Below are 25,562 nucleotides of genomic sequence, written 5' to 3'. Positions count from 1 at the left end.
CCGGATTTCGAGGGGCCGATGTTTTGCGGCTGCTCTACCAGCGAAGAGATGATTGCGCAATAGCGCTGGTTTGCTTTGGTGTCGCGAAGGTTACACGGCCGGTTCATATAAATGACCGCGGGCCGCTTGCCGGTCCTCCTCCATTCCAAAGAAATCCCCCCGATGACTCACCATTCCCCTCGGCCAGCGTGGCCGATCAAGACCTTTGCGCTGACATTGGCCCTCCTGCTGACCGCCTGTGGCGGCGGTGGTGGCGACAATGCATCTTTTCCGCTGGTTGCCACACCACCAGCCAGCAATGCCTCCGCGGCCAATGACACGGCTCAAGAAACGCTGCCCGCCTCGGAGCCGCCGATCACGCCCACGTGTGCTGCAGCCGTCCCGGCCAACGCGCCGCTGAAAGCCATCTCGGCCGTGCAGGGCACAGGCGATATCAGCCCCCTGCTGAACCAGACCGTGACCGTGCGCGGCGTGGTGGTCGGCGACTTTCAGAACACCGACACCACGACCGCCAAGCTGGACGGTTTCTTCGTGCAGCAACTCGACCCCGATGCCGATCCCATGACCTCGGAGGGCATCTTCGTCTATACCTCGAAAAGCACCACCCGCGTGGCGGTGGGTGACTTCGTTCAGGTCTCCGGCGTGGTCGCCGAGTTCGGCCAGACCGCCAGCGCAGGGGCCAAGCCGACAGCATCACGCAGATCGCCGGCAAGGCTCCGGAACCCACCGCCATCAGCGTCTGCGCGAGCGGCCTGACCGTCGCCCCGACGAAGATCACGCTACCCGTGGCTGACGAATCCGCTCTCGAGCGCTATGAAGGCATGCTGGTCGAGATCTCGCAGCCGCTGGCCGTGACGGAGACCTACCAGCTCGGCCAATATGGCCAGTTGGTGCTAGCGCTGAACGGACGCCAGTTCAATGCCACCAATGGCAACTCGACGTCCACCAACGCGCAGAACATGCTTTCACGCATCGTGATTGACGATGGATCTTCGCGTTCGAACCCCAATCCCATTCCGTATCTGAGCGCGGCGGGCACCGACGGTACTCGCCGGATCGGCGATACGACGCAGAAGGTGACTGGCATACTGAGCCACAGCTTCGGCGCCTACCGCATCCAGCCCACCGTGGCGCCGGTGTTCGCGCAGAGCAATCCGCGCCAGCCTACGGCACCGGTGGTCGGTGGCTCACTCAAGGTGGCCAGCCTCAACGTGCTCAACTACTTCACCACCTTCGTGGACGGCAAGAACGCCGCAGGGCAGACCGGCCAGGTCTGCCTGCTCGGTACAGGATTCCCGGACACATGCCGCGGCGCGGACAACCTGACCGAGTTCGAGCGGCAGCAGGCCAAGATCGTGGCCGCCATTGCAGGGCTGGACGCCGACGTGATCGGCCTGATGGAGATCCAGAACACGGACATCGCAACGAAAGACCTGCTGGCTGCCCTCAACGCCAAGGTGGGCGCGAACACCTACGCGGCCGTCAACAGCGGCGTGTTCGGCACAGATCTGATCAAGGTGGACATCCTCTACAAGCCCGCGAAAGTGCAGCGCGTCGGCGGTGTCGTGCTGCCGACGGGCGCGGACTTGACGGACTACATTGCTGCCAGCGGCCGGCCGCCTCTGGCCCAGCGCTTCAGCGCGGTGGGCAACAACGGTGGCTTCTGGTTCGTGGTCAACCATCTGAAGAGCAAGGGCAGTTGTCTCACGACTGGCGACATTGACCAGGGTCAAGGTTGCTGGAATCTGGCGCGCACCAAGCAGGCAACGGCACTCAACAGCTTCGTGAGCAAGCTCAAGGCCATGGGTGAGAGCGACGTGCTGATGATGGGCGACTTCAACAGCTACCTGCTGGAAGACCCGACGAAGGTGCTGGAAAGCGCTGGCAACGAGAGCCTGCTCAAGCGTATGCCTGCTGGCGACCGCTATACCTACGTGTTCGGCGGCGAAACGGGCGCGCTCGACCATGCCTATGCCTCGGCGTCGCTGGCCACGCAGGTCAGCGGCGTGAGCGTGTGGCACATCAACTCCGACGAGCCGCCCGTGCTGGACTACAACACCGGATCAAAGCCCGACGATCGCTACGCGCCCACGCCGTTCCGCGCGTCGGACCATGACCCGGTGCTGGTCGGTTTGAATCTCGTGGCCGACGCCGCGGTGAGTCAGCCCATCGTCAACGCGACGATTCCGGGTTCCGTGAAGACCGGCGAGACTTACGGCATCGACATCTCGGAAGCCATTCCTGGCGGTTCGGCCACGCTGACTGCCCTCTCGGTCGACTGGGGCGACGGCACAGCTGCCAACCCTGCGCCAGGCACTGGCATCGTCACGCACACTTATGCGACCGCTGGCACCTTCAACGTGGTGGTCACACTGATCGACTCGGCTGGCCAGACGGGCACGAAATTGGGCGGCGTGAATGTCAGCACTGCGGTGGTGCTGCTGCCACCCGGACCGCCCGATTTGTTCTTCAGTGAATACGTGGAGGGCAAGACAGGCAGCAACAAGGCGATTGAGCTCTACAACCCGACCTCTTCAGCCCTCGACCTGAGCCTCTACACCATCAAGCTGTACGCCAACGGCGCGAAAACGTCGACCAACTCGCTCAAGCTGAGTGGTTCACTGGCGGGGAAAGGCGTGTTGGTGGTGGTCCACCCAAGTGCCGACCCGGCACTCAAGATCGCAGGCTCAATCATGAGCAACGTAGTCAACTTCAATGGCAACGACGCGTTGACGCTCGAAAAGTCGGGTGTGGTTATCGACAGGTTCGGTCAAGTGGGCACGGACCCTGGAACCGCTTGGCTTGGGCAGCCGGTCAGCGTCGCTGGGGAGGAGCGCGTCAGCACCTTGGATCAGACTCTGCGCCGCAAGTCGGAGGTCACCGCTGGGGACCCCAATCCGATGGCTCCTTTCGATCCGTCGGTGCAGTGGACAAACACGGGCATCCCGGCCGACACCTTCTCGGGCCTGGGCTCTCACACCGTGAAAGTGAACTGAGCCCGAATTTAGTCCCGCCAAGGAGCGCGCCCATTCTCACGATCTCGCGGGGACTTGCCGGGGGCGCGATCTGACCTTGTGCACGCCGACCGACCTGGACCACAAGCGTTTTTCTGTCCAGGTCGTTCGGCGTGGTTGATCTACGCATGCACAGAAACTGAATGCGTGGTGCTGCCCGCGCATCACAGCGGCTGCGTTCAAGCCACGGGCCGCGCCCGTGCCTATGCTCCGGCATGCTCCATCAAGAGAGCATCAACCGGAGACTTCATGAGACAACAGACATCCCGTCGCGGCTTCGTGCCGCCGTTCATGCTCGCACTCGCGGCGTCAGCCGCCCTGGTCGCCTGCGGTGGCGGCGGCAACAACGGCTTCTCGTTCATTCCGACGCCTGGCAGCCCCGCCAACCCGGGCAATCCGCAGGCCGATGCCACCTATAAGGCCGAGATACGCCGCACCGCCATGGGCGTGCCGCACATCAAGGCCGACAACTTCGCGGGCGTGGGCTACGGCTACGGCTATGCGCAGGCGGAGGACAACCTCTGCACCATGGCCGACTCGTTCCTCACCTATCGCGGCGAGCGCTCGCAGTATCTCGGCGCCGATGCGCAGCTCGTGGCCAGCAGCACCATCGCTCGGCCGAAGAACATCGACTCCGACTTCTTCCACCGCCACGTGATATCGGCCGATGTGCTGAAGAAGATGATCGACGCGCAGCCCGACAACCTGAAGAAGATGGTCGAGGGCTTCACGGCGGGCTACAACCGCTATGTGCGGGAGGCCAGGGCTGGCGGCAGCGCGCATGCGGCCTGCCGCACCGAGGCATGGGTGCAGCCCATCACCACCGACGACATCTATCGCCGCATGTATGCGGCCAACCTGGCGGGGGGATACAGCAACTTCCTGACGGCCATCGCCACCGCTGTCGCGCCCGAGCCGAACGGTCCGCAGAAGCTGAGCGCGCGCAGCCACGTCCGCAAACTCGGGGTCCAGCACGCGGCGCTGAACATCGGCGAACTCCCGATGCAGGTCGGCGGCCACGAAGGCGTGGGCAGCAACATGATCGGTTTCGGCACGGCGGCCACCGGCGACAAGAGCCCGCTGCTGTTCGGCAACCCGCACTGGTACTGGCGCGGGCCCGACCGCTTCTATCAGGCGCAGCTCACCATCCCGGGGCAGCTGAACATCAGCGGCACCTCGTTCCTGGGCATTCCGGTGATCCTGATCGGCTTCAACGACAACATCGCCTGGAGCCACACGGTGTCGACCGCGCGGCGCTTCGGCATCTACGAGCTGCAGCTGGCCTCGGGCGATCCGACGAGCTACATGCGCGACGGCAAGGCCGTGAAGATGCAGGCGGACGCCATCACCATCAAGGTGAAGGCCGCGACCGGCGAGATGACGCAGGTGACGCGCACGCTCTACAAGTCCGAGTACGGGCCGATGCTCAACCTGAATGCGGCCAATTCCATGTTGCCGCCGTGGGGCCAGGCCACGGCCTATGCGATGCGCGACATCAACGGCGAGAACTACCGCACCTTCCGCAACTGGCTGCGCTGGAACCAGGCGAAGTCGCTCGACGAATTCATCGCCATCCAGCGTGAAGAAGCGGCCATCCCGTGGGTCAACACCGTGGCCGTCGGCCGTGGCAGCGACAAGGCCTGGTATGCCGACATCGGCGCCGTGCCCAACGTCTCGGCCGACCAGATGGCGAGCTGCTCGAGCCAGAGCCAGGTCGCCAACGCCCTGCGCGGTTCGTCTCCGCGCGTGCCGATCCTGGATGGTTCGCGCAGCGCCTGCGACTGGCAGACCGATGCCGACTCGGTGCAGAAGGGCGCCATCGGCCCGTCGCGCATGCCCAGCCTGATGCGCGACGACTACGTCGCCAACATGAACGACAGCTACTGGCTCGCCAATCCGAAGGTGCCGCTGACCGGCTACCCGGACATCATGGGCGCGGCCCGCACCGAAGCGGTGAGCTTCCGCACCCGCATGGGCAACCTGCTGGCGCAGGGCCGCATCGACGGCACCGACAGCTACGGCGCCAAGGGCGCGACGGTCGACACGGTCAAGCGCATGGTGCTCAACAGCCGCGTGCTTACGGCCGAGGTGTTCAAGAACGAGGCGCTGGACATCGTGTGCGCGTTGCCGGCGACCTTCGCGGTCAACGGCGACCTGCAGGCCAAGGAAACGTTCACGCCGGCACGCAACGTTGACACCACGGCCGCCTGCAATGCGCTGCGCAGCTGGGACAACACCGGCGTCACCGCCTCGCGCGGCGCCCACCTGTGGGACGAGTTCTGGAACCGCGCACTGCTGCCCAGCAGCGCGATCTACACCACGCCGTTCGACCCGGATGCGCCGATCCAGACGCCACGCGGCCTGAAGACCGACCCGACCACCGCGCAGAACTTGCGCCAGGCCTTCGGCGCCGCGGTGCTGCGCGTGGAAGCCAGCGGCTATGCGGTCGACGCGCAGCGTGGCGACTACCTGTTCGCCACCCGCGGCGGCAAGAAGATCCCGCTGTACGGCGGCTGCGGCGGGCCGGGCTACTTCACCATCTCGTGCTCGGACAACCGCCTCGACAAGGGCGGCTACACGATGGACAAGGACCCGAACGGCAACAGCTACATGCAGATCGTGCGCTTCCCCGAGGGCGGCGTGGAGGCCCACACCTTCCTGACCTTCTCGCTGTCGGACGACCCTGCGTCCGAGCACAACGGCGACTACACCCGCGCCTACAGCGCCGGGCAGTGGCTGAAGGTGCCGTTCTCGGAGTCGGAGATCAAGGCCGACGCGGCCTTGCGCAGCACGTCGATCAACGAGTAAGTCCGAGGTCCGAAAAGCGAGGCTCGCGAGGCGCGGCGGTCAGCCTGGCGGCTGCCGGCGCTTCGCGAGCCAGTTCCAGCCAGCGCCCGCGGCCATCAGCACGCAGGTGCCGAGGAACACGGCGCGCATGCCCACATGGCCGCCCACGAAGCCGCCGAGCAGCGGCCCCGCGACCTGGCCCGTGTACTGCGCCGAGGTCGAGTAGCCGAGCATGTTGCCGGCCACGCGCTCGGGCACGTTGTGGCGGATCACGCTCGCGATGCACGGCAGCAGCCCGCCGAGCGACAGCCCCATCAGGAAGCGCAGCACCACCAGCTGCCAGCCCGAGGTCACGAAGGCCTGCGGCACCAGCAGCACCGCCGACACCGCGAGACAGCCGACGATGACGTTCCAGTGGCCCACACGGTCGGCCAGCTTGCCCAGCCGCGAAGCCGAGAGGATGCTGCCCAGCGCGGCCGCGGACATCACGAGGCCGGCCATCATCGTCACGCGGTTCGGGTCCTCGACCAGCGTGGCCACGTACACCGTGATGATCGGCTCGATCGACATGTTCGCCAGCATCAGCAGCATGCCGGTCAAGAGCATCGCGACCAGCGGGCGCTTGTCGGGCACGGCCGCCCAGCCGGCGTCGGCGGTGCCGCGCTGCTTCGAGGCGCCGGGGGTTTTCTTTTCTTCGCGGATCAGGAAGGCGGTGGCCAGGAAGGCCACGAAGATCATCGCGCCCGCGGCGAAGAAGGTCGCGCGGATGCCGATCAGTGGCGGCAGAACGCCGCCCACCAGCGGGCCCACGAGGTTGCCCGCCATGATGGCCGACGACATGGTGCCCAGTGCCCAGCCGGTGCGTGCCTTGGGCGTCTGCGTGGCCACGAGCACCATCGATCCCGAGGCGTAGCCGCCCAGCAGCCCGGCCAGCAGGCGCAGGCCGACGAGCTGCCACACGTTGCCCGCGATGCCGATGAGCGCCATCGCCACCGACATGCCCAGGCTCGCGCGGATCAGCATCGGCTTGCGGCCATAGCGGTCGGCCAGCCGGCCCCACAGCGGCGCCACCAGCGCGGCGCTGAAGAAGGTCGCGCCATAGGCTGCGCCCGACCACTGCACGATGGCCGCGTGGTCGCTCACGCCCAGCTGCTCGACGTACAGCGGCAGAAACGGCAGCAGCAGCGTCATCGCGATGATGGTGGTGAAGGAGCCGAACATGCACACGGCGAGGTTGCGCTGCCAGTGGGTGTCGGTGCCGGTGTGCGCCGCGGGCGCGTCGGGAGTCGTCGGATTCGTCATGATGGGGCGAATCCATTGTGTGGCGGCGCGGCCGATCGCGCGCTTGCCCATTGGCGGCGGGGCCCATCGCCGCGCGGGAAGGGCGCGCCGCGGTGGCCCGGTCAGGTCAAAGCGGCCGGACCTGCCATGCCGAGTCGGGCCCGAACAGTGCCTGGCACTTGGGGCATTCCTCGGAGAAGAACGGAATCGTCGTCTTGCACGAGGGGCACACCCCCATGCGCACGGGGGCCTCGAAATCGCCTGCCATGGCCGTGCCGGCGAACGGGCCGGACGGTGCCGGTGGTGGCGCGACCGGCACCAGCGACGTGAGCAGTCGTTCCTTCAGCGCGGTGCGCGTCTGCTCGTCGAGCCCTTCGCGATCGACGTAGGCATCGACGGACTTGCGCCGCTTCTCGAGCCAGTCCGGCTGGTTCTGGCGCCATACGGTGAAGGCCTCCGCCAGCAACATGCGCAACACGGCCGGCGACAGGCCGGTGAAGAGCAGGTGCAGCTCGCCGACGTGCGTGACCAGCGAGATGAAGGTCTGGGCGCTCGGCTGCGTGGTGGAGCTGGTGACCTCCTTGTTCGTGGCGCCGCCGGACAGCAGGCCGCCGAACAGGCCGAAGTCCGGGTAGGTGTGCCCCGTCGTCGTGATCGCGTGATTGCCGAGCGAGAGTTCGGCGAGTTCGAAATAGGGCACCGCCACGGGGTCCCGTCCTTCCACGGCCACGGCCACGCAGGTCGTGCCGAAGGCCAGCGCGACCTTCTCGTCGCTGAAGAAGGCATAGCCTGCCGCGCTCACGACCGTGCATTTCGGCAGCGTGGGCGTGTTCGGCAGCGGCGTGAAATTGAAGTCGAGGCGCAGGGGTGACGTCATGGCGGCTGTGGAGGGGGAGTTTCAGCGGGTCTTGACCTGCGAGCGTACGAACTCGAACACCGAGGTCTTCTCGCTCGCCGTCACCTCGAGGCGGATCACGTCGTCGGGCCGCGGGTTGGGGTCGCAGCAGTTCTTCAGCACCAGGTCGCCCGTCACCATCTGCAGCGGCTCCACCGTGTTCAATTGCAGGATCGAGTTGGCCGACTGCTCCTGGCTCTCTGCGTTGTACTCGATCTGCCGGATGCCCAGCACCGTCGCGCCGCCCACGGCCGCGCCCGCCAGCATGCCGGCCACGGGGTCGTACACGCGCACCGTGTTCGTGCCGGCGAAGCTCGTGATGCCGTGGCGGCCGACCACGGAACCCGAGTAGTTCTGCCGGTAGGTCTGGCGCGAGGCGCCATAGGCCGCCGCGCCGGCCGCCAGTCCGCCGATGATGGCCAGCGCCACCTGCTTGGCCTGCTTCTCGGACTGGATCTCGGCAATGCGCTCGCTGTAGGTGTAGATCTGCACCGGCGCGCCGCGGAAGTAGGCCTTGACGTTGTCGGTGCTGAAGTTCACGGGCGCAGCCGTGTTGTTGGCGTAGCCCAGCGTGAAGGTCGGCTGGGTCGGCCCCTGCATCTTGAAGCGCGAGTAGACGAAGAGCTCGCGTGATTCGTCCTTCTCGGACAGCGTGCCCACCCCGTCGGTGTACTTGATTGTCTGCGCGGTGTCCTGGCTGGCGCGCGGCGTGTAGGCGATGTTGGCCGTGGCGCAGCCGCTGACGAAAACCGAGATGGCGACGACGCAGCAGAGGGTGCGCATGGGAGAACCGTTCCGGGGCTCGGGCAGGGCAGGAGAGGTTTCGAATTCGCGCTGCAATGCGCCGCTGACAGCAATCACCGGGACTCCGTTCGTTGTGCTTGAGGAAGAGTGAGCCCGGCGGCCGAACTGACCGGGGCCTGACTGCGCAATCGTAACTTGACGTATCTAAATGTCAGTAAATCGTTTCTGACAGGGATGTGGCCGGGCAGGCCGTGGCGAAGACTTCTGTGAACTTGTTCACAAATTTTCGATGCCAGAGAGCCACAGTCCGACAAGAGGGGGCCCGGTCACGGTGGGCCTCTCGGCCGTGCCCATTGCCCGCTTCAATGACCCTGGGGCTCGCTCGCCTCGTGCAAGCTGCTTAGGCTGTCGTCCCGAACAATAGATAAACCTCTTTTCAGGACATCGGCATGAAGCGCATCGGCGTGCTCGTCTTCCCCGGCTTCCAGATCCTCGACCTGGCCGCGATCGCTGCTTTCGAGCTTGCGAACATGCACCTTGACCAGCCGGTCTACTGCGTGGAAATGCTGTCCGAGACGGGCGGCCCCGTCGTCAGTTCCTCGGGCGTGACGGTCGACAGCAAGCGCTACACCGCCGCGAAGTTCGACACCCTGGTGATGACCGGTTCGCTCACCATCACTCCCACCTCCGAGAAGCTCTGTCAGATCCTGCGCTCCGGCCGGCGCAGCGCGCGCCGCGTGGCGAGCATCTGCACCGGCGCCTTCGGGCTGGCCGACGCGGGGCTGCTCGACGGGCGCCGCGTGACCACGCACTGGGCCTTTGCGCAGGAGCTGCAGCGTTGCCATCCGCTCGCCAAGGTGCAGCCCGACCGCATCTTCATCAACGACGACTCGCTCTGGACCTCGGCCGGCATGACCGCCGGCATCGATCTCGTGCTCGCGCTGGTGGAGGAGGACCTGGGCGTCGACATGGCCCGGTTGATTGCGAAGAAGCTGGTCGTGTACCACCGGCGCGCGGGTGGGCAGTCGCAGTTCTCGGCGCTGCTGGAACTGGAGCCCAAGTCGGATCGCATCCAGCTCGCGTTGGCCTATGCGCGGGCGCATCTGCGCGAAGGGCTGTCGGTCGAGGAGCTGGCCGAGGTGGCGCACCTGAGCCCGCGCCAGTTCAGCCGCGCCTTCAAGGCCGAGACCGGCCAGTCGCCCGCGCAGGCGGTCGAGAGCCTGCGCGTGGAAGCGGCGCGGGCGTTGATCGACGAGGGCCGGCTGGCGCTCGGCGTGGTCGCGCAGGAAGTGGGCTTCGGCGACCCCGAGCGCATGCGCCGCGCCTTCCTGCGCACGCTGGGCCAGCCGCCGCAGAGTGTGCGGCGCGTGGCGCGCCAGCAGGCGATGGCTGCATGAAGGCGTAGATCGGTAGACCGGCGCATGGCCTAAAAGGTGGCTTATATGACATTTACGCCATAACGCTACAGGCGGAAACTTCCTCTCACGCCCACACGACGTGGCGACAAAGGAAGCTCCATGACAACGAACCTCAAGGGCACAGCCCTCATTACCGGTGCCTCGTCCGGCATCGGCGCCGTCTATGCCGACCGGCTCGCCCGGCGCGGCTTTGACCTGATCCTGGTGGCGCGCAATGGCGAGCGCCTGCGCAAGCTGGCCGACAGGCTCGCGGGTGAAACCGGACGCAAGGTCGACACGCTGGTGGCCGACCTCACCGACCGGCAGGACATCGCACGCGTCGAAGCCGTGCTGCGCGCCGACAGCGCGATCACCGTGCTGGTGAACAACGCGGGCGTCGGCGCCACCGCGCCGTTGCTGGCCTCGGACATCGACAAGATGGACGAGATGATCGCGCTCAACGTGAACGTGCTCACGCGCCTGACCTACGCGGCGGTACCGGGCTTCGTGGCCCGCGGCGCGGGCACGCTGATCAACATCGCATCGGTCGTGGCGCTCTCGCCCGAGACGCTCAACGGCGTTTACGGCGGCAGCAAGGCCTTCGTGCTGGCCCTGAGCCATTCGCTGCAGCATGAACTGGCCGGCAAGGGCGTTCGCGTGCAGGCGGTGCTGCCGGGCGCGACCGCCACCGAGTTCTGGGGTATTGCCGGCCTGCCGGTACAGCACCTGCCGAGCGAGATCGTCATGACCGCCGAAGACATGGTCGACGCGGCGCTGGCCGGGCTCGACCAGGGCGAGCGCGTCACCATTCCCGCGCTGCCGGACCTGGCCGAGTGGGATGCCTTCGAGGCGGCGCGGCGTGCGATGTCGGGCCGGCTTTCCAGCACGCTGCCGGCGCAGCGCTATCGAGCGGCGGCCGTATCGGCCTGAGCGCTGTCACCGCGGGCCGGGTGCGGCCGTATGATCTTCCGGGACCATGCGCAACTCACTCGACTTCAGTTCCTGGCAGGGCCTTCTGACGACGCTGCTCGGCCTCGTGGTGGTGTCCCTGGTGGCGGTGGGCATCCGACTCGTGGTGATGCACAGCGTGCAGCAGCGGCGCGAGCGGCAGAACCGGCAGATCAACGAGCGGCTCAAGACGCTGATCGCGGCCTACAAGGTGCTCGGCGGTTCGTTCACCGGCGACCTGTCGGTGGACCCGAGCCACCTGCGCGAACTGCGCGCGCGTGAAGGCGCGCAAGCATCGGCGCTCGCTGCATCCGACAGGCGCCGGCGCATCCGCGATGCGGTGGAAGCCGCGCTTTCGGACGTGATCCTGCTGGGCACCGAAGAGCAGGTGCGCCTGGCTGCGCAGGCCGCCAACGACATGGTGGCGGGCCGGCCGGTGGAGACGGCGGACCTGGTGGTGTCGCTGCGGCTCTTCATTCGCGACGTGCTCGACCTCGATCCGATTCCGCCGCAACTCGGAATTCCCAAGCAAGGGCCGGTGCGCGCAAAGGGTGCGACTCCGCGCGAAGGAGGCGCAGGCAAAGGCGGCGGTGGTGGTGCGAAGAGTGGCGGCGGCGAGGGCGGTGGTGGCGGCCTCGGCATGGGCCTGCACGGCGATACCGCGCACGACCCCGCAGCGCCCTAGCCGAACACGCCTTGAGTTCAGATGCGGTGGGTACGGCGCGCGTAGAACATCGCGAGCGCCAGGCCCGTGACCGCTGCACCGCCCCAGGCAAAAGCCGGGCTGCGCAACGCGCGTTGCAGGCGGGCACGGCGTCCCGGTTCTGCACGCACGCCGCGCGCGGCCTGCTCCTTGGGCGTGAGCGGGCGCGCGATGTTCGGGTTTTCTTCGCCCTCGAGCACGGCTTGCGAAATGTCGAGCGGGGTCAGCGAGTCGTTGACGGTGGATGCGGTCATGGTGGCTGGCCTTTCTTTCTTCTCTCGGTGATGAATCAATCTGTGGCGCAAGGCTCGCGCAGCCCGGCGCCGCGGGCCTAAGGCGAAGCGCCGACATTGAAGTAGGCCAATGCCCCGGCCGCGTCGTGGGCGGTGGGCCCGTTTAAAATCCTGCTCCCCTCGCAGCCGGGCGTCCCGGCCGACTGCGGGGTTTTGCATTTCCGGGGCCATGTAGAGGAACACCATGTACAAAAACCTCGCGGGCCGCGCCGTTCTGGTGTGGGCAGCCGCCTGTTTTTTATCTCCCGCCTTTTCGCAGCCGCAGGTCCCCCTGAAGATCGGCTTTGTCTATGTCACGCCGGTCACCGACGCCGGCTGGGTGCGCCAGCATGAAGAAGGCCGCAAGGCCGTCGAAGCGGCGCTCGGCGACAAGGTCAAGACCACCTACGTGGAGAACGTGTCCGAAGGCGCCGATGCCGAGCGCGTGATCCGCGACCTCGCGCAGCAGGGCAACCGGCTCATCTTCACGCCGAGCTTCGGCTACATGGAGCCGACGCTGAAGGTGGCGAAGGACTTTCCCGACGTGAAGTTCGAGTCGATCACCGGCTACAAGACCGCGCCCAACGTGGCGACGGCCAATGCGCGCTATTACGAGGGCCGCTACCTCGCGGGCATCGCGGCCGGCCGCATGACCAAGACCAACGTGGCGGGGTACGTCGCGGGCTTTCCGATTCCCGAGGTGCTGCAGGGCATCAACGCTTTCACGCTCGGCATGCGTTCGGTGAACCCGAATGCCAAGGTGCATGTCGTGTGGCTCAACGAGTGGTTCGATCCGCCGAAGGAGCGCGACGCGGCGATGGCGCTGTTCAACCAGAACGCCGACGTGGTGGCCTTCCACACGGGCTCGACGGCCGTGATGTCCGCGGCGCAGGAGCGCGGCAAGCTGGCCATTGCGTACCACTCCGACATGCGCAAGATCGCACCCGACGCGCAGATCGTCGCGGTCACGCACCAGTGGGGCGGCTACTACACGCAGCGCGCGAAGGCCGTGCTCGACGGCACCTGGAAGAGCGGCAACCTCTGGGGCGGCGTGAAAGAAGGAATGATCCGCGTCGGCGACTTCGGCTCCAAGGTACCCAAGACCGTGCAGGACGAAGTGCTGGCGCGCCAGAAAGACATCGCTGCCGGCAAGCTGCAGCCGTTTCGCGCCGTGGCGGCCGATGTGCGCGACAACGAAGGCCACGTCGTGATCGCCAAGGGCGCGCAGTTGAGCGACGAGCAGATTCTGAAGATGAACTGGCTGGTCGAGGGCGTGCAGGGGCGGGTGGGGCGCTAGCTAGCCCAGCCGCTCGACCACGAAGTCGACAAAGGTCCGCAGCTTCGCGCTTGGCCGGGCTTCGGGCAGCCGCATGATGTGCACCTGCCGCGTGGGCAGTTCCCAGTCGGGCAACAGTTGCACCACCTGGCCCGATGCCAGGGCAGGACCCAGCAGCGCATCGGCCTGCACGATCACACCCATGCCGGCCATGGCCGCGGCCAGCAGCGCCTGGCCGTTGTTGGTGGTGAGCGGACCGCGCACGGGCACATGCACCGTCTGGCCGTTGCGCGTGAAGCGCCATGAATGGTCCGGCCCCCAGCTTGCGAAGCCCAGCAGCGCAAAGGCCTCCAGGTCGGACGGATGCTTTGGCTGCCCGTGGCGTTCCACCCATGCGGGGCTGGCCACGGCGAACATGCGGGCCAGGGCCAGCGGCCTGGCGATGAGCCGTTCGTCGACCGCGGCGCCCGAGCGGATGCCGCAGTCGAAGCCTTCCTCCGCGAGATCGACCACGCGGTCGTTGAGGCTCAGGTCGACTTTCACCTGCGGATAGGCGGCGATGTATTCGCCGATCACCGGCGTGAGCCTGTGCGCGCCGTAGGCCACCGGCGCGGTGACGCGCAGCACGCCCTGCGGCACGGCGCGCAGCGACTCGGCCACGCCGTCGGCGGTGTGCACGCTGGCGAGCACGTCGCGGCAGCGTTCAAGGTACGCGGCGCCGATCTCGGTGAGCGCATGGCGGCGCGTGGTGCGTTCCAGCAGGCGGGCGCCGAGCTGTTCCTCCAGCGCGCGGATGTGCTTGCCGACCATCACGGCCGACAAATCGAGCGCCTCGGCGGCGGCCGCGAAGCTGCCCGCGTCGACCGTGGCGACGAAGACTTCCATGGCGCGAAGCTTGTCCATATTGAGAACCAAAAGTTTCGAATTGGCGAACTGGTTGGCAATTTATCAAATCAATGGTTCGCAAAACAATGAGCGCTTCCTAGATTCACTTTTGGCGAGGTTTTCCATGAAGGTTCTGGTTGTGGGCGCGACGGGCGAGATCGGCCGCGCGGTCGTGCAGGCGCTGGCGGAGCGCGGGCATGCGGTGGTGCGCGCGGGCCGCACGCGGGGCGATCACCAGGTCGACATCACGAGCGAGGCGAGCGTCCAGGCGCTGTATGCGGCCGTGGGGCGGGTCGATGCGATCGTGTCGGCGGCGGGTGGGCTGCACTTCGCGCCGTTGGCCGAGATGACGGCCGCCAACTTCAACATCGGCCTGCAGGACAAGCTGCTCGGCCAGGTGCGGCTTGCGTTGCTCGGCCAGCATGTGCTCAATGACGGCGGCTCGATCACGCTGACCACCGGTGTCGCGGCCGACGACCCGGTTCGCGGGGGAAGCAACGCCGCGGCCGTGAATGCGGCGGTCGAGGGTTTCGTCTTGGGCGCGACGATCGAGCTGCCACGCGGCCTGCGCATCAACGCGGTGAGTCCCACGCTGCTGACCGAATCTCTCGCGGCATATGGCGCGCTCTTTCCGGGCGTCGAAACCGTGCCGGCCGCGCGCGTGGCGCTGGCCTATGTGCGCAGCATCGAAGGACCGCTCACGGGAAGGGTGTTTCGGGTGTGGCAGTGAGAGTGCGTTCGGCGTATAGCACTCATACACGCATGGAAATTGCGGTGGGCCGGGGCTGGATTACCCTCCGCAACCACGATGAAAAAAGCCTACCGCGCCTCCCTCCTGCGATTCGATGCCGCCGGCCAGCCCCTGTTCGATGAAGACGGCCTGCTGGTCGTGGCGCCCGACGGCACGGGCCGCCAGCGCGTGCTCGATGCCGGCAGTCATGCCGCCGTCGCGCCGCGCCACCCGGATGCCCACACGACCCACCTGCCGGGACGCATCCTCGCGCCGGGCTTCGTGGACATGCACATCCACTTCCCGCAGACCGACATCATCGGCTCGCCCTCGCCGGGGCTGCTGCCCTGGCTCGAGAACTACACCTTTCCGGAGGAAAGCCGGTTCGCCGATCCCGCGCATTCGAGCGAAGTGGCCGACGTGTTCTTCGACGAGTTGCTGCGCAATGGCGTCACCACCTCGCTGACTTTCGCGACCTCGCACGTGGCGTCGGTCGAGGCCTTCTTCGAGGGCGCTCGGCGGCGCAGCCTGCGCATGATCACGGGCAAGGTGCTGCAGGACCGCAACTCGCCTGACGGCGTGCGCGACCAGACCGAGCAGAGCCTGATCGACAGCGAGGCGCTGATCCGCAAGTGGCACAACACCGACCGGCTGGGCTACGCCATCACCCCGCGTTTCGCTCCCGCGAGCACCGACGCCCAGATGCGTGGTGCGAGCGAGCTGGCCGCCAGGTACGCCGACACCTGGATCCAGTCGCATGTGGCCGAGAACCGCGACGAAGTGACCTGGGTGCGCGAGCTCTATCCGAAGGCGCGCTCCTACCTCGACGTGTACACCGGCTTCGGCCTGATGCGCGAGCGCGCGGTGTACGCCCACTGCATCTACCTCGACGACACCGACCGCGCACTGCTGCGCGACACCAAGACCGCCGCCGCGGTGAGCCCGACCAGCAACCTGTTCCTGGGCAGCGGTTTCTTCGACTTCGGCGCGGCCGACCGCGTGGGCTATCCCTACGGGCTGGCCAGCGACGTGGGCGGCGGCACCAGCTTCAGCCCGTTCCACACCATGATGGCCGCCTACTACGTGGGCCGCGAAGGCCAGACCAAGACCGGCCTGAGCATCGCGCCTTCGGAACTCTGGTGGCGCCACACCGGCGGCGCGGCGCGCGCGCTGGGGCTCGATGGCGTGATCGGCAACCTGCAGCCGGGTTGCGAAGCCGACTTCCTGGTGCTTGACCCTTCGGCCACGCCGCTGCTGGCGCGCAAGACGAAGCGGGCGAACACGCTCGAGGAAATGCTGTTCGCGATGATCGTGCTGGGCGACGACCGGCTGGTCGAGCGCACGGTGATCTCGCAGGCGCTGTAGCAAGCGGCGGGTCTCCCGCAAGGGCAGGGCGGTGGCGCATGCCACAATTCGCCCCCCGATTTCCCCCGCAGCAGCAGCGAGCGCATATGAGCATCAAGAGCGACAAATGGATCCGGCGCATGGCCGAAAACGAAGGAATGATCGATCCCTTCGAACCGGGCCAGGTGCGCGAATCCTCGGGCCACAAGATCATCAGCTACGGCACCTCGAGCTACGGCTACGACATCCGGTGCGCGCCTGAGTTCAAGGTCTTCACCAACATCCACAGCACGGTGGTCGACCCCAAGAATTTCGACGAGAAGAGCTTCGTCGACATGCACGGCGACTACTGCATCATCCCGCCCAACAGCTTCGCGCTGGCGCGCACGGTCGAATACTTCCGCATCCCGCGCAACGTGCTCACCATCTGCCTGGGCAAGAGCACCTATGCGCGCTGCGGCATCATCGTCAACGTCACGCCCTTCGAGCCCGAATGGGAAGGCTACGTGACGCTCGAATTCAGCAACACCACGCCGCTGCCCGCGAAGATCTACGCGGGCGAAGGCTGCGCGCAGGTGCTGTTCTTCGAGAGCGACGAAGTGTGCGAGACCAGCTACAAGGACCGCGGCGGCAAGTACCAGGGTCAGCGCGGCGTCACCCTGCCGAAAACCTGACGCGCCGTCGCGCCTTTCGCTGACGGCCGGTTACCCCGGTGTCCGCCGGGCCAAGTACCATCCTGCGGTCACCGGCAACAACTCCTGCAAAAGGCCGGTAAGGAGCGCGCGATGAGATGGGAAGGCAACGAACAATCGGACAACGTCGAGGACCGCCGCGGTGAAGGCGGCGGGGGCGGTGGTGGCGGCTTCATCGGCGGCCGCGGCATCGGCATCGGCACCATCGCGGTCGCGCTGATCGCGGGCTGGGTCTTCGGTATCAACCCGCTCACCGTGCTGGGCCTGCTCAGCGGCGGCGGGCCTGCCCAGGTGCAGCAGCAACCCCAGCAGGGGCCGGCGCCCAAGCCGCCGTCGAACGACCGCGAAGCAGCCTTCGTCTCGACCGTGCTGCGGAACACCGAAGTGGTCTGGACCGACATCTTCAAGCAGAACGGCGGCACGTATCACCCACCGCGGCTCGTGCTGTTCCGCAATGCCACGCCCACCGCCTGCGGCACCGGGCAGTCGGCCATGGGGCCGTTCTACTGCCCCGGTGACCAGAAGGTCTACATCGACCTCGGCTTCTACGACACGCTCAAGAACCAGCTCGGCGCGCCGGGCGAGTTCGCGCAGGCCTACGTCATCGCGCACGAGGTGGGCCACCATGTGCAGGACGAGCTTGGCATCACCGCCAAGGTCGACGGCATGCGCAACCGCCTGAGCCAGACCCAGAACAACGCGATGAGCGTGCGCGTCGAGCTGCAGGCCGACTGCTTCGCGGGCGTGTGGGCCCACCATTCCCAGGAGTCGAAGAAGTGGCTCGATCCGGGCGACATCGAGTCCGCCATGAACGCCGCGCAGAAGATCGGTGACGATGCCCTGCAGCGTTCCGCAGGCCGCGCGGTGGTGCCCGACAGCTTCACCCATGGCACCAGCGCGCAGCGCCAAAGATGGTTCGGCGCGGGCTACCAGAGCGGCGAGATCAAGGCCTGCGACACTTTCAACGCGCGCAGCCTTTGAGTTTGACGGGCTCGCAGAGCCCGTGCCTGTTGTCTTTGGTGCTATTGAATAAATAGCAATTCCGTCGGCACGGACGTTGTCACGCCGCGGTCACTGCTGTTTTTTGCGGCAATGCGACAATAGCGGGCTCAATGACAAGTTCCTTCTCCAATCTATCGCTGGCGGAACCGCTGGCGCGCGCCGTGGCCGAAATGGGCTACGAGACCATGACACCGATCCAGGAGCAGGCCATTCCGGTCGTGCTTTCCGGGCAGGATGTGATGGGCGCCGCCCAGACCGGCACCGGCAAGACGGCGGCGTTCTCGCTGCCGTTGCTGCAGCGCATGCTCAAGCATGAAAACGCCTCGACCTCGCCCGCGCGGCATCCGGTCCGGGCCCTGGTGCTGCTGCCCACCCGCGAACTGGCCGACCAGGTCGCGCAGCAGATCAAGCTGTACGCCAAGTACACCAACCTGCGCAGCACCGTCGTGTTCGGCGGCATCGACATGAAGCCGCAGACGCTGGAGCTGAAGAAGGGCGTCGAAGTCCTGGTGGCCACGCCGGGCCGGCTGCTCGATCACATCGAAGCCAAGAACGCGGTGCTCAACCAGGTCGAATACGTGGTGCTCGACGAAGCCGACCGCATGCTCGACATCGGCTTTCTGCCCGACCTGCAGCGCATCCTGAGCTACCTGCCCAAGCAGCGCACCACGCTGCTCTTCTCGGCCACGTTCTCCCCTGAAATCAAGCGGCTCGCCAGCAGCTACCTGCAGAACCCGATCACCATCGAGGTGGCGCGCCCGAACGAAACGGCCTCCACGGTCGAGCAGCATTTCTACAGCGTGAGCGACGACGACAAGCGCCGTGCGCTCAAGCAGATCGTGCGTCAGCGCGGCATCACGCAGGCCTTCGTGTTCGTCAACAGCAAGCTCGGTTGCGCGCGCCTCGCACGCTCGCTGGAGCGCGACGGTCTGCGCACCACCGCGCTGCACGGCGACAAGAGCCAGGACGAACGCCTGAAGGCGCTGGCCTCGTTCAAGGCCGGCGAGGTCGACCTGCTGGTGTGCACCGATGTCGCGGCCCGCGGCCTCGACATCAAGGACGTACCCGCCGTCTTCAACTTCGACATTCCGTTCAACGCCGAAGACTACGTGCACCGCATCGGCCGCACGGGCCGTGCCGGCGCTTCGGGCCTGGCCGTGAGCTTTGCCAGCGGAGGCAACGATGCGCGCCTGGTGGCCGATATCGAGAAGCTGATCAAGAAGAAGATCGAGCTTGAACCCGTCGAGTTCGAGGAAGACCGCCCGCGCGGCCGCATCAACGACGGACGCCGCCATTGGCGCGAAGAAGGCGAAGCCGGCGACGCACGCGATGTGCTCGATCAGCCGCGCGAACGCAGCAGCAGCCTGAGCGGCGACGCCCGACGCGGTGGCGGACGCCCGCACCGCGCGCCCGCGGCGCCGCGCGATCCGTTCTTCGACAAGCCCTACGAGCCGGGCGAGCCCGACACCACGCCGGCCTGGGAAGCTGCCGCCAAGGCCACGCCCGCGCGTGGCATCTCGAGCAACATCAAGAGCAAGCGCAAGGTTGCCGCGCTGTTCAAGAGCGCCGAGCCGAGCTGAGCTGACCAAGCTCCGACGTAAAAAAACGGCGCCCGAGGGCGCCGTTTTTGCATTTCAGTTCAACGCCAGCCGCGGTGCCAGCCGTACTGCGGGTGGTGCCAGCCCCAGCCGTAGCGCGGGTGATAGGCCCAGACAAAGCCGACGCCAGGCGAGACATACGTCGGCGCCACATAGGCCACGCCCGGAGGCGCCGAGTAAACGGGGGCGGCCGGGGCGACCACGCAGCCGGTCAGGACTGCGGCGGCCAACGCGGCGGCGGACAAGGCAAGGATCGGGACTCTCATGGCGAAGCTCCTTTGATGAGTTGTTGTCGCTATGCACAACCAACGCTTCGGCCTTTCGCCGGATGACGGCCTTTGCCGCCTTTACCCGGCCTACACAGTGTCACCGCCGTGTTGTCATCCTTTCAGGCCGCTTTCGCTCGAATGACCCGTGTTGGACAACACCTCGAAATGATGGGTTCCATCGCGCCCCAACTGCGCCACCAGGCCGTACTCCCAATCGAGATAGGCCTGCATCGCCTCCGCCGGCGCATCGGTGCCTTCATAGGGGCGGCGGTAGCGGTCGGTGCGCGGCGTTGCCAGGCGCGTCTCGCCGCTCTCGGCTTCGAGCCCTGCGGCAAACCAGGCGGCGTTGCCACCTGCGAGCACCAGCACTTCGACATCGCGCTTGCCTTGGGCATCGAGCAGCACGCGAAGGTCGGCCGCCGCGTAGCGCGCGAGCAGGCTGCTGCCGCAGGTCAGCACGTAGCGACGCGATGCGGGAATGACCGCCTCCAGCGCGTGCGCCAGCTGCGCGCGGATGGCGTACCACGCGCCCGGGATGTGGCGCCTGACATAGTTGGCGCTCGTGGTCACGTCGATCACCGCCATGCCGGATGACGGCTGCTGCTGCTGCAGCGCCGCCAATTCGCGCGGCGTGATCTCCGCCACCGCGGCCGCGATGGGCGGATAGGCGGATGAGGGCGCGGCCGCTTCGCTGAACGCAGCGGCCTCTGGCACGGCGTCCGGCACATGGACCTCCCATCCCATCTGTGCGAGCCACGAAGCGCTCATCGATGCACGCACGCCGTCGTCGTCCACCAGCACGATGCGCGCGCCGCGCACGGGCACCTGGTGATCGGTCTCCTGCACCAACTGGCCGCCAGGTGCGCTCGCAAAGCCCGGCACGTGGCCCGCCGCGTATTCCTCGGGCGTGCGCACGTCGAAGCGGTACACGGTGCGTCCCGGCTCCTCCAGCGTCCACAGCGCGGCAAGGTCGATGCGCCGCACGCCCGCTGCATCGGCCACGCGGCGCGCATCGGCCCGTGCCTGCTTGCGGTGAGCGTCGGACACCCCGGCAGGCGCTTGCCGGCCGGCACCGTGGTCCAGCACCTGCCCCGCCAGCTTCCAGCCGATCGTGCCATTGCGCAGGGCGGCCACCGGGTTCGGAATGCCCGCGTTCACCAGCGACTGCGTGCCGATGATGCTGCGCGTGCGGCCCGCGCAATTCACGATCACCCGCGTTGCCGGATCGGGCGCGAGTTCGCGCACCCGCAGTACCAGTTCCGCGCCGGGCACGCTGGTGGCCGACGGAATGCTCATCGTCTGGTATTCGTCGAAGCGGCGTGCGTCGAGCACCACCACGTCGGCCTTGGCGTCGATCAGCGCCTTCACCTCGGGCGCCGACAGCGAAGGCGTCTGCCGCTCGTGCTCGACCAGTTCGCCAAACGACTTGCTCGGCACGTTCACGTCGCGGAACAGTTCGCCGCCTGCCTTGCGCCAGCCCTCGAGGCCGCCTTCGAGCAGATGCACGTGCGTGTAGCCCAGCGCCGCGAGCGTCTTCGCGGCCAGCGGCGCGAGGTCGGTGCCGGCGTGTTCGCCGTACAGCACGATCAGCGTGTCGCGCCGCGGAATGCGCCGCCATGCCTCGATCTCGATGCGCGAGAGCGGCAGGTTCGCGGCCCACAGCGGGTGCTCCTGCGCGAAAGGGTCTTCCTCGCGCACGTCGAGCAGCGCGGTTTCTTCGCGGGCCAGCAGGCGCTCGCGCACGGCGGCAAAAGACAGGAAGGGAAAGAAAGCAGTCGTCATGCAGCGGTCGGAGAAGGTCTGAGTTCGGCGCTGCGATCCCACAGGTTGGGCAACAGCGCGTTGGAGTATCCGGAGACGAAGGGCTTGCGTCCGCCCTCCGCCGTGTAAGTATGCCGCCGCACGGCGCCGATGTTGGCGCCGTAGACGTGGATGCTGATTGACACCCGGTCCGCGTACGCGTTGTGCACGCGGTGCAGGTCGCCGACGGTGGGCGACACCGCTTCCACGTCGCCGGCGTCGAGCCGCACCGCCTCGCCCCACGGCTGCGCATGCCCATGCGCATCGAGCGCATGGCCCTGGCTGTACTCGGCCCCGCGCAGCATGCCGATCAGCCCCCACACCGTGTGGTCGTGCACCGGCGTGGCCTGCCCAGGCCCCCACACGAAGCTCACAACAGAGAAGCGCTCGGTGCTGTCCGCATGCAGCAGGAACTGCTGGTAGCGCGCCGGGTCGGGCTGCGCGAAGGCCTCAGGCAGCCAGTTGTCCCGTGCCACCAGCGTGCGCAGCAGCGCGCCGCCATCCGAAAGAATGCGGGGCTCGTCGGGCGCGGTGTCGAGCAGCCGGCCGAAGGCGCCGACGAATTCGCGAAGCGGCGCGATCACGCGGCGCGTTTCCAGAGTTGCGTGTCGGTGATCGCGCGCACGTCCACCCGCGCGGGCAGGATGCCGTCGCGCGCCGAGCGGTCGGCCACGGCCTGCAACGCGACGATGTCCGCCTCGCTCACCGGCCGGCCCGCCACCGACGCCCGCGCGGTGATGATGCGGGAGGCCTCGATCGGCAGCCGCGTGAGCTGGCTGTACGACTGCGCATAGGCTTCGGGGTTGGCCAGTGCCCAGTCGCCCGCGCGGCCGAGCCGATCGAGAAACTGAACGATGGCCGCGCGCCGGGCCGGATCGGCCAGCGAATGCTCGCTCGCGGTGATGAAGCCCAGCGCGGTGTTGATGCCGCGCCCGTCGCGCAGGATGCGCCCGCCTTGCTGCACGGCGATGGTGTAGTACGGATTGAAGATGGCCCAGGCGTCGATCTGCCTCGACGCGAAGGCGGCGGCCGCGTCGGTGGGCAGCACGAACTTCACCGTCACCTCTTCGCGCTTCACGCCGGCCTCTTCGAGCGCGCCGTACAGCTGGTATTGCGAGATGCTGCCGCGCGCGGACGACACGATCACCGTCTTGCCGCGCAGGTCCGTCACGCTGCGCAGCGGCGAATCGGGCTGCACCACGATGCCCAGCGAATCGGCCTTGCCGACGCGCGTGGCGACGATCTTCAGCGGCGTCTTGCCGACGGCGGCGGCCAGCACCGGCAGGTCGCCGGCCATGGCCGTGTCGACCGCCGCGCCGCGCTGCGCTTCGAACAACGGAGCGGCGCCCTGGAAGTTGGCCCAGCGGTAGGCGAACGGCGCGCCTTCGAGCGCGCGCGAAGCCTCGAACAGCGAGCGCAGCCCGCCCGCCTGGTCGCCGAGCACCAGCGTGGTCTGCGGCTGCGCCTGGGCAAAGGAGGCACGCAGCGAACCGGCGGCGGCCAGCGACAGCGCCGTGCCTTGCTTCAGCCAGTCGCGGCGGGAGGCCTTGGAGAAAAGCAGGGAAGTCATGCGGCGCCTCCCGATGGCAGCAGCGCGCGCCTGCCCGCGGCGACCAGGATCGCGTCGTTCTGCGGCGTATGAATGCGGCTGCACAGCACGTCGCGGTAGTGCCGCTCCAGCGGGTTCTGCCGCGTGAGCCCGTGGTTGCCGCTGAGTTGCAGCGCCAGTTCGACCGCGCGAACCGCGTTGCCAGTGACCGTGTACTTCAACAGGCCGCTGTCGATGGCGGGTTGCGCATGGCCGCCGTCCACGGCGGCGGTGGCGTCGTCGAGCAGCACGCGGTTGGTGCGCAGCAGTGCTTCGATTTCGCCGACGTGCTCATGCACGCGCGGCAGGCTCGCCAGCGGCGCGCCGAGGCTGCCGGGCGCGCGCTGGTTCAGGAAGCCCACCAGCCAGTCGCGTGCGGACGCGGCCACCGCGTCGTAGAGGCTGCCCAGCAGCACCGTCATCCACGCCTGCTGCGTGGCGTGGGCGTCGATGTCGGTCTGGCTGCCGGCGTCGGGCGCCCAGTCGGCGGGCGCGCGCAGGTCGACCGCGTGGTCGGCGCCGATGGCGACGTTCTCGAACACCACCTCGTGGCTGCCCGAGGCCCGCAGGCCCAGATGGTCCCAACTGGCGATCACGCGCACGCCGGGGGCATGCCGCGGCACCAGGAACACGCCAGTGCGCGGTGTGGCTTCGTCGGTGCGTGCCCAGACTGCGAGCCACGAGAGGCCTTCGATGCCGGTCGTGTAGAGCTTGTGGCCGTCGATTTTCCAGCCGGAGGCGTCGCGGCGAGCCACAGTGGCCGGAAGGCCGCCGCGCGCGGGCGAGCCCAGCGCGGGTTCCACGCGCAGCGCGTTGATCAGCGCGCCGCGCTCCACCGCGTCGCGCGTCACGCGTTCGCGCAGGTGCGCCGGCCAGCGGCTGTCGCCGCGTGTCAGCGCGTGGTGCTGCAGATAGGTCATGGTGAGGATCAGCGCGGTGGCCGGCTCCCCGCGTGCCACGGCCGCGATCACGCGCCGCGCCGTGGCCAGCGTGGCCCCGCCGCCGCCGTACGCGGCGGGCGCCACCAGGCCGATGAGCCCGTGCGCCTGCAGCGCGTCGAAGTTCTCGCGCGGGAAGGCGCCGCTGTGGTCGTGGTCGGCGGCGGTGGCCGCGAAACGCGCCGACAACTGCGCCAGCAGCGCGGGCGCGGCCGGGACGCCCTGGGCTGCGGATGGGTGTTCTTCGGCCGTGGCCGAGGGGCGTCGCAAAGGGAGTGCACTCATGGTTTCCGCACGGTAGCCGGCCGGCCGGCGCCGGAAAACGATGCATCCCGCATATGCAAACTCGTTTTTCTGCGTTCGCTTCCATGCCGCCTCTGGGTACGGTCCGGTCCATGAAACCAGATTTCCCGTTGGACCGGCGTCGTCTGCTGCAAGCCGCCGCCGCACTGGGCGCGGCGGCTTCCGCCGGCTGGACCCGGGCCGCTGCACCGGCGACCGACCTTTCGGGCGTCACGTTGCGCGTGGGTACCTACAAGGGACTCTGGCGGCCGCTGCTGACGGCATCCGGCCAGGCCAACACGCCCTACAAGATCGACTGGCGCGAACTCAACAACGGCGTGCTGCATATCGAGGCCATCAATGGCGACGCGCTCGACCTGGGCTCGGGCAGCGAGATCCCGCCGGTGTTCGCGGCGCGGCAGAAATCCAGCGTGAGACTGGTGGCGGTAACGCATGAAGACCTGAACAACCAGGCCACGCTGGCCCGCAAGGACGCGCCGATCCGCACCATCGCCGACTTCAAGGGCAAGCGCGTGGGCTATGTGCGCGCCACCACTTCGCACTACTACCTGGCCAAGCAACTGGCCGAGGCGGGCCTGTCGTTCAGCGACATCCAGGCCGTGAGCCTCACGCCGTCGGACGGTCTGTCGGCCTTCGCGCGCGGCGATCTCGATGCCTGGGCCATCTACGGCTACAACGGCCAGCTGGCGCGCATCCAGTACGGCGCGCGCGTCATCAAGACCGGCGTGGGCTACCTGTCGGGCAACTTCCCCATCTACGCCAATCCGCGCGCGCTGGACGACGCACCGCGCCGTGCCGCGCTGGCCGACCTGCTGCAGCGTCTGCAGCGCGCCTTTGCGTGGAGCAACGGCAACTTCCTGACGTATGCCCGTGCGCAGTCGGCCGAGACCCGCGTGCCGGTGGGCGACATCGTCGAGCTCTTCAACGGCCGCAGCAGCGACTACAGCCTGGGCCCCGTCAGCGACGCCGTGGTGCGCAGCCACCAGGACGTGGCCGACACCTTCCTGAAGATCGGCGTGCTCGACGGCCCGGCCGACGTCAGACCCCTGTGGGACCGCAGCTTCGAGAGCGTGCTGCGCCTGCCCGTTGCCTGATT

Annotated in this window: 23 protein-coding genes; 13 read left to right on the top strand and 10 right to left on the bottom strand. The window is 67.6% G+C overall.

Annotation, left to right across the window (positions count from 1 at the left end; all coding sequences use genetic code 11):
* Positions 1-162: 162 nt before the first annotated feature.
* From L3V85_RS34560 to L3V85_RS34550, 3 genes are all read left to right on the top strand, one after another.
* A complete protein-coding gene (locus L3V85_RS34560) occupies positions 163-756 on the top strand; it encodes a hypothetical protein (RefSeq protein ID WP_237677051.1) in 594 nt (197 codons plus the stop codon).
* Positions 693-2,996, top strand: a complete 2,304-nt coding sequence (locus L3V85_RS34555; protein WP_337250125.1) for an ExeM/NucH family extracellular endonuclease — start codon at positions 693-695, stop codon at positions 2,994-2,996. Before L3V85_RS34560 ends, L3V85_RS34555 begins: the two co-directional genes overlap by 64 nt.
* A gap of 267 nt (positions 2,997-3,263) precedes the next feature.
* Positions 3,264-5,822, top strand: coding sequence for a penicillin acylase family protein (locus L3V85_RS34550; RefSeq protein WP_237677050.1), 2,559 nt, complete (start codon positions 3,264-3,266; stop codon positions 5,820-5,822).
* 39 nt (positions 5,823-5,861) lie between these two features.
* On the opposite strand, the gene L3V85_RS34545 is transcribed toward L3V85_RS34550, so the two are convergent.
* The 3 genes from L3V85_RS34545 to L3V85_RS34535 form a co-directional block, all read right to left on the bottom strand.
* Complete coding sequence (locus L3V85_RS34545; protein ID WP_237677049.1) at positions 5,862-7,103, bottom strand: MFS transporter; 1,242 nt, start codon at positions 7,101-7,103, stop codon at positions 5,862-5,864.
* A 106-nt stretch (positions 7,104-7,209) separates the two neighbouring features.
* Positions 7,210-7,959: a hypothetical protein gene (locus tag L3V85_RS34540; protein ID WP_237677048.1), complete on the bottom strand. Its 750-nt coding sequence runs from the start codon at positions 7,957-7,959 to the stop codon at positions 7,210-7,212.
* A 21-nt stretch (positions 7,960-7,980) separates the two neighbouring features.
* On the bottom strand, positions 7,981-8,760 hold the full coding sequence (locus tag L3V85_RS34535; protein ID WP_237677047.1) for a hypothetical protein: 780 nt from the start codon (positions 8,758-8,760) through the stop codon (positions 7,981-7,983).
* Positions 8,761-9,170: 410 nt separating this feature from the next.
* Between L3V85_RS34535 and L3V85_RS34530 the strand changes: the two genes are divergently transcribed.
* The 3 genes from L3V85_RS34530 (at position 9,171) to L3V85_RS34520 (ending at position 11,751) form a co-directional block, all read left to right on the top strand.
* On the top strand, positions 9,171-10,118 hold the full coding sequence (locus L3V85_RS34530; RefSeq protein ID WP_237677046.1) for a GlxA family transcriptional regulator: 948 nt from the start codon (positions 9,171-9,173) through the stop codon (positions 10,116-10,118).
* A gap of 120 nt (positions 10,119-10,238) precedes the next feature.
* Entirely contained in the window at positions 10,239-11,048 is an 810-nt protein-coding gene (locus L3V85_RS34525; RefSeq protein WP_237677045.1) for an SDR family NAD(P)-dependent oxidoreductase, read from the top strand.
* Positions 11,049-11,094: 46 nt separating this feature from the next.
* Entirely contained in the window at positions 11,095-11,751 is a 657-nt protein-coding gene (locus tag L3V85_RS34520; protein ID WP_237677044.1) for a hypothetical protein, read from the top strand.
* A 17-nt stretch (positions 11,752-11,768) separates the two neighbouring features.
* On the opposite strand, the gene L3V85_RS34515 is transcribed toward L3V85_RS34520, so the two are convergent.
* The gene (locus tag L3V85_RS34515) at positions 11,769-12,023 is read right to left on the bottom strand and encodes a hypothetical protein (RefSeq protein WP_237677043.1); all 255 of its coding nucleotides are present in this window, start codon (positions 12,021-12,023) and stop codon (positions 11,769-11,771) included.
* A gap of 223 nt (positions 12,024-12,246) precedes the next feature.
* Between L3V85_RS34515 and L3V85_RS34510 the strand changes: the two genes are divergently transcribed.
* On the top strand, positions 12,247-13,338 hold the full coding sequence (locus tag L3V85_RS34510; RefSeq protein ID WP_237677042.1) for a BMP family ABC transporter substrate-binding protein: 1,092 nt from the start codon (positions 12,247-12,249) through the stop codon (positions 13,336-13,338).
* Here L3V85_RS34510 and L3V85_RS34505 read toward each other — a convergent pair whose 3' ends face one another.
* Complete coding sequence (locus tag L3V85_RS34505; RefSeq protein WP_237677041.1) at positions 13,339-14,220, bottom strand: LysR family transcriptional regulator; 882 nt, start codon at positions 14,218-14,220, stop codon at positions 13,339-13,341. It lies immediately after the preceding gene.
* A gap of 106 nt (positions 14,221-14,326) precedes the next feature.
* Between L3V85_RS34505 and L3V85_RS34500 the strand changes: the two genes are divergently transcribed.
* The 5 genes from L3V85_RS34500 to L3V85_RS34480 all read left to right on the top strand — a co-directional run bounded on the left by L3V85_RS34500 (position 14,327) and on the right by L3V85_RS34480 (position 19,550).
* Positions 14,327-14,932, top strand: coding sequence for a short chain dehydrogenase (locus L3V85_RS34500; protein ID WP_237677040.1), 606 nt, complete (start codon positions 14,327-14,329; stop codon positions 14,930-14,932).
* Between the two features lie 78 nt (positions 14,933-15,010).
* A complete protein-coding gene (guaD, locus tag L3V85_RS34495; protein ID WP_237677039.1) occupies positions 15,011-16,297 on the top strand; it encodes a guanine deaminase in 1,287 nt (428 codons plus the stop codon).
* Between the two features lie 86 nt (positions 16,298-16,383).
* Complete coding sequence (gene dcd / locus L3V85_RS34490) at positions 16,384-16,950, top strand: dCTP deaminase (protein ID WP_124460151.1); 567 nt, start codon at positions 16,384-16,386, stop codon at positions 16,948-16,950.
* 111 nt (positions 16,951-17,061) lie between these two features.
* Positions 17,062-17,949 carry a KPN_02809 family neutral zinc metallopeptidase gene (ypfJ, locus tag L3V85_RS34485; RefSeq protein WP_237677038.1) on the top strand — a complete coding sequence of 296 codons (888 nt, stop codon included), beginning with the start codon at positions 17,062-17,064 and terminating at the stop codon, positions 17,947-17,949.
* 131 nt (positions 17,950-18,080) lie between these two features.
* Positions 18,081-19,550: a DEAD/DEAH box helicase gene (locus tag L3V85_RS34480; protein WP_237677037.1), complete on the top strand. Its 1,470-nt coding sequence runs from the start codon at positions 18,081-18,083 to the stop codon at positions 19,548-19,550.
* A 59-nt stretch (positions 19,551-19,609) separates the two neighbouring features.
* On the opposite strand, the gene L3V85_RS34475 is transcribed toward L3V85_RS34480, so the two are convergent.
* From L3V85_RS34475 to L3V85_RS34455, 5 genes are all read right to left on the bottom strand, one after another.
* Entirely contained in the window at positions 19,610-19,834 is a 225-nt protein-coding gene (locus tag L3V85_RS34475; RefSeq protein ID WP_237677036.1) for a hypothetical protein, read from the bottom strand.
* Positions 19,835-19,948: 114 nt separating this feature from the next.
* Positions 19,949-21,619 (bottom strand): rhodanese-related sulfurtransferase, encoded by a 1,671-nt coding sequence (locus tag L3V85_RS34470; RefSeq protein WP_237677035.1) that lies wholly within the window; start codon positions 21,617-21,619, stop codon positions 19,949-19,951.
* Positions 21,616-22,221: a cysteine dioxygenase gene (locus tag L3V85_RS34465; RefSeq protein WP_237677034.1), complete on the bottom strand. Its 606-nt coding sequence runs from the start codon at positions 22,219-22,221 to the stop codon at positions 21,616-21,618. Before L3V85_RS34465 ends, L3V85_RS34470 begins: the two co-directional genes overlap by 4 nt.
* Positions 22,218-23,207 carry an ABC transporter substrate-binding protein gene (locus tag L3V85_RS34460; protein ID WP_237677033.1) on the bottom strand — a complete coding sequence of 330 codons (990 nt, stop codon included), beginning with the start codon at positions 23,205-23,207 and terminating at the stop codon, positions 22,218-22,220. Before L3V85_RS34460 ends, L3V85_RS34465 begins: the two co-directional genes overlap by 4 nt.
* Positions 23,204-24,448, bottom strand: a complete 1,245-nt coding sequence (locus tag L3V85_RS34455) for an acyl-CoA dehydrogenase family protein (RefSeq protein ID WP_237677032.1) — start codon at positions 24,446-24,448, stop codon at positions 23,204-23,206. Before L3V85_RS34455 ends, L3V85_RS34460 begins: the two co-directional genes overlap by 4 nt.
* A 110-nt stretch (positions 24,449-24,558) precedes the next feature.
* Between L3V85_RS34455 and L3V85_RS34450 the strand changes: the two genes are divergently transcribed.
* Positions 24,559-25,560, top strand: a complete 1,002-nt coding sequence (locus L3V85_RS34450; protein WP_237677031.1) for an ABC transporter substrate-binding protein — start codon at positions 24,559-24,561, stop codon at positions 25,558-25,560.
* Positions 25,561-25,562 lie beyond the last annotated feature (2 nt).

This window comes from Variovorax paradoxus (genome assembly GCF_022009635.1).
GTDB lineage: Bacteria > Pseudomonadota > Gammaproteobacteria > Burkholderiales > Burkholderiaceae_C > Variovorax.
Note: the sequence above shows the minus strand (reverse complement) of the source record. Positions and strands in the feature narration are given on the sequence as shown.

What these genes read in the sequence shown, in the direction of transcription:
- L3V85_RS34505 (WP_237677041.1), bottom strand. Translation starts at nt 14,220, where the DNA reads ATGGACAAGCTTCGCGCCATGGAAGTCTTCGTCGCCACGGTCGACGCG.
- L3V85_RS34520 (WP_237677044.1), top strand. Translation starts at nt 11,095, where the DNA reads ATGCGCAACTCACTCGACTTCAGTTCCTGGCAGGGCCTTCTGACGACG.
- L3V85_RS34475 (WP_237677036.1), bottom strand. Translation starts at nt 19,834, where the DNA reads ATGAGAGTCCCGATCCTTGCCTTGTCCGCCGCCGCGTTGGCCGCCGCA.
- L3V85_RS34460 (WP_237677033.1), bottom strand. Translation starts at nt 23,207, where the DNA reads ATGACTTCCCTGCTTTTCTCCAAGGCCTCCCGCCGCGACTGGCTGAAG.
- L3V85_RS34470 (WP_237677035.1), bottom strand. Translation starts at nt 21,619, where the DNA reads ATGACGACTGCTTTCTTTCCCTTCCTGTCTTTTGCCGCCGTGCGCGAG.
- L3V85_RS34530 (WP_237677046.1), top strand. Translation starts at nt 9,171, where the DNA reads ATGAAGCGCATCGGCGTGCTCGTCTTCCCCGGCTTCCAGATCCTCGAC.
- L3V85_RS34540 (WP_237677048.1), bottom strand. Translation starts at nt 7,959, where the DNA reads ATGACGTCACCCCTGCGCCTCGACTTCAATTTCACGCCGCTGCCGAAC.
- L3V85_RS34480 (WP_237677037.1), top strand. Translation starts at nt 18,081, where the DNA reads ATGACAAGTTCCTTCTCCAATCTATCGCTGGCGGAACCGCTGGCGCGC.
- L3V85_RS34560 (WP_237677051.1), top strand. Translation starts at nt 163, where the DNA reads ATGACTCACCATTCCCCTCGGCCAGCGTGGCCGATCAAGACCTTTGCG.
- L3V85_RS34450 (WP_237677031.1), top strand. Translation starts at nt 24,559, where the DNA reads ATGAAACCAGATTTCCCGTTGGACCGGCGTCGTCTGCTGCAAGCCGCC.
- L3V85_RS34550 (WP_237677050.1), top strand. Translation starts at nt 3,264, where the DNA reads ATGAGACAACAGACATCCCGTCGCGGCTTCGTGCCGCCGTTCATGCTC.
- L3V85_RS34455 (WP_237677032.1), bottom strand. Translation starts at nt 24,448, where the DNA reads ATGAGTGCACTCCCTTTGCGACGCCCCTCGGCCACGGCCGAAGAACAC.
- ypfJ (WP_237677038.1), top strand. Translation starts at nt 17,062, where the DNA reads ATGAGATGGGAAGGCAACGAACAATCGGACAACGTCGAGGACCGCCGC.
- L3V85_RS34515 (WP_237677043.1), bottom strand. Translation starts at nt 12,023, where the DNA reads ATGACCGCATCCACCGTCAACGACTCGCTGACCCCGCTCGACATTTCG.
- L3V85_RS34545 (WP_237677049.1), bottom strand. Translation starts at nt 7,103, where the DNA reads ATGACGAATCCGACGACTCCCGACGCGCCCGCGGCGCACACCGGCACC.
- L3V85_RS34500 (WP_237677040.1), top strand. Translation starts at nt 14,327, where the DNA reads ATGAAGGTTCTGGTTGTGGGCGCGACGGGCGAGATCGGCCGCGCGGTC.
- L3V85_RS34510 (WP_237677042.1), top strand. Translation starts at nt 12,247, where the DNA reads ATGTACAAAAACCTCGCGGGCCGCGCCGTTCTGGTGTGGGCAGCCGCC.
- dcd (WP_124460151.1), top strand. Translation starts at nt 16,384, where the DNA reads ATGAGCATCAAGAGCGACAAATGGATCCGGCGCATGGCCGAAAACGAA.
- L3V85_RS34535 (WP_237677047.1), bottom strand. Translation starts at nt 8,760, where the DNA reads ATGCGCACCCTCTGCTGCGTCGTCGCCATCTCGGTTTTCGTCAGCGGC.
- guaD (WP_237677039.1), top strand. Translation starts at nt 15,011, where the DNA reads ATGAAAAAAGCCTACCGCGCCTCCCTCCTGCGATTCGATGCCGCCGGC.
- L3V85_RS34525 (WP_237677045.1), top strand. Translation starts at nt 10,239, where the DNA reads ATGACAACGAACCTCAAGGGCACAGCCCTCATTACCGGTGCCTCGTCC.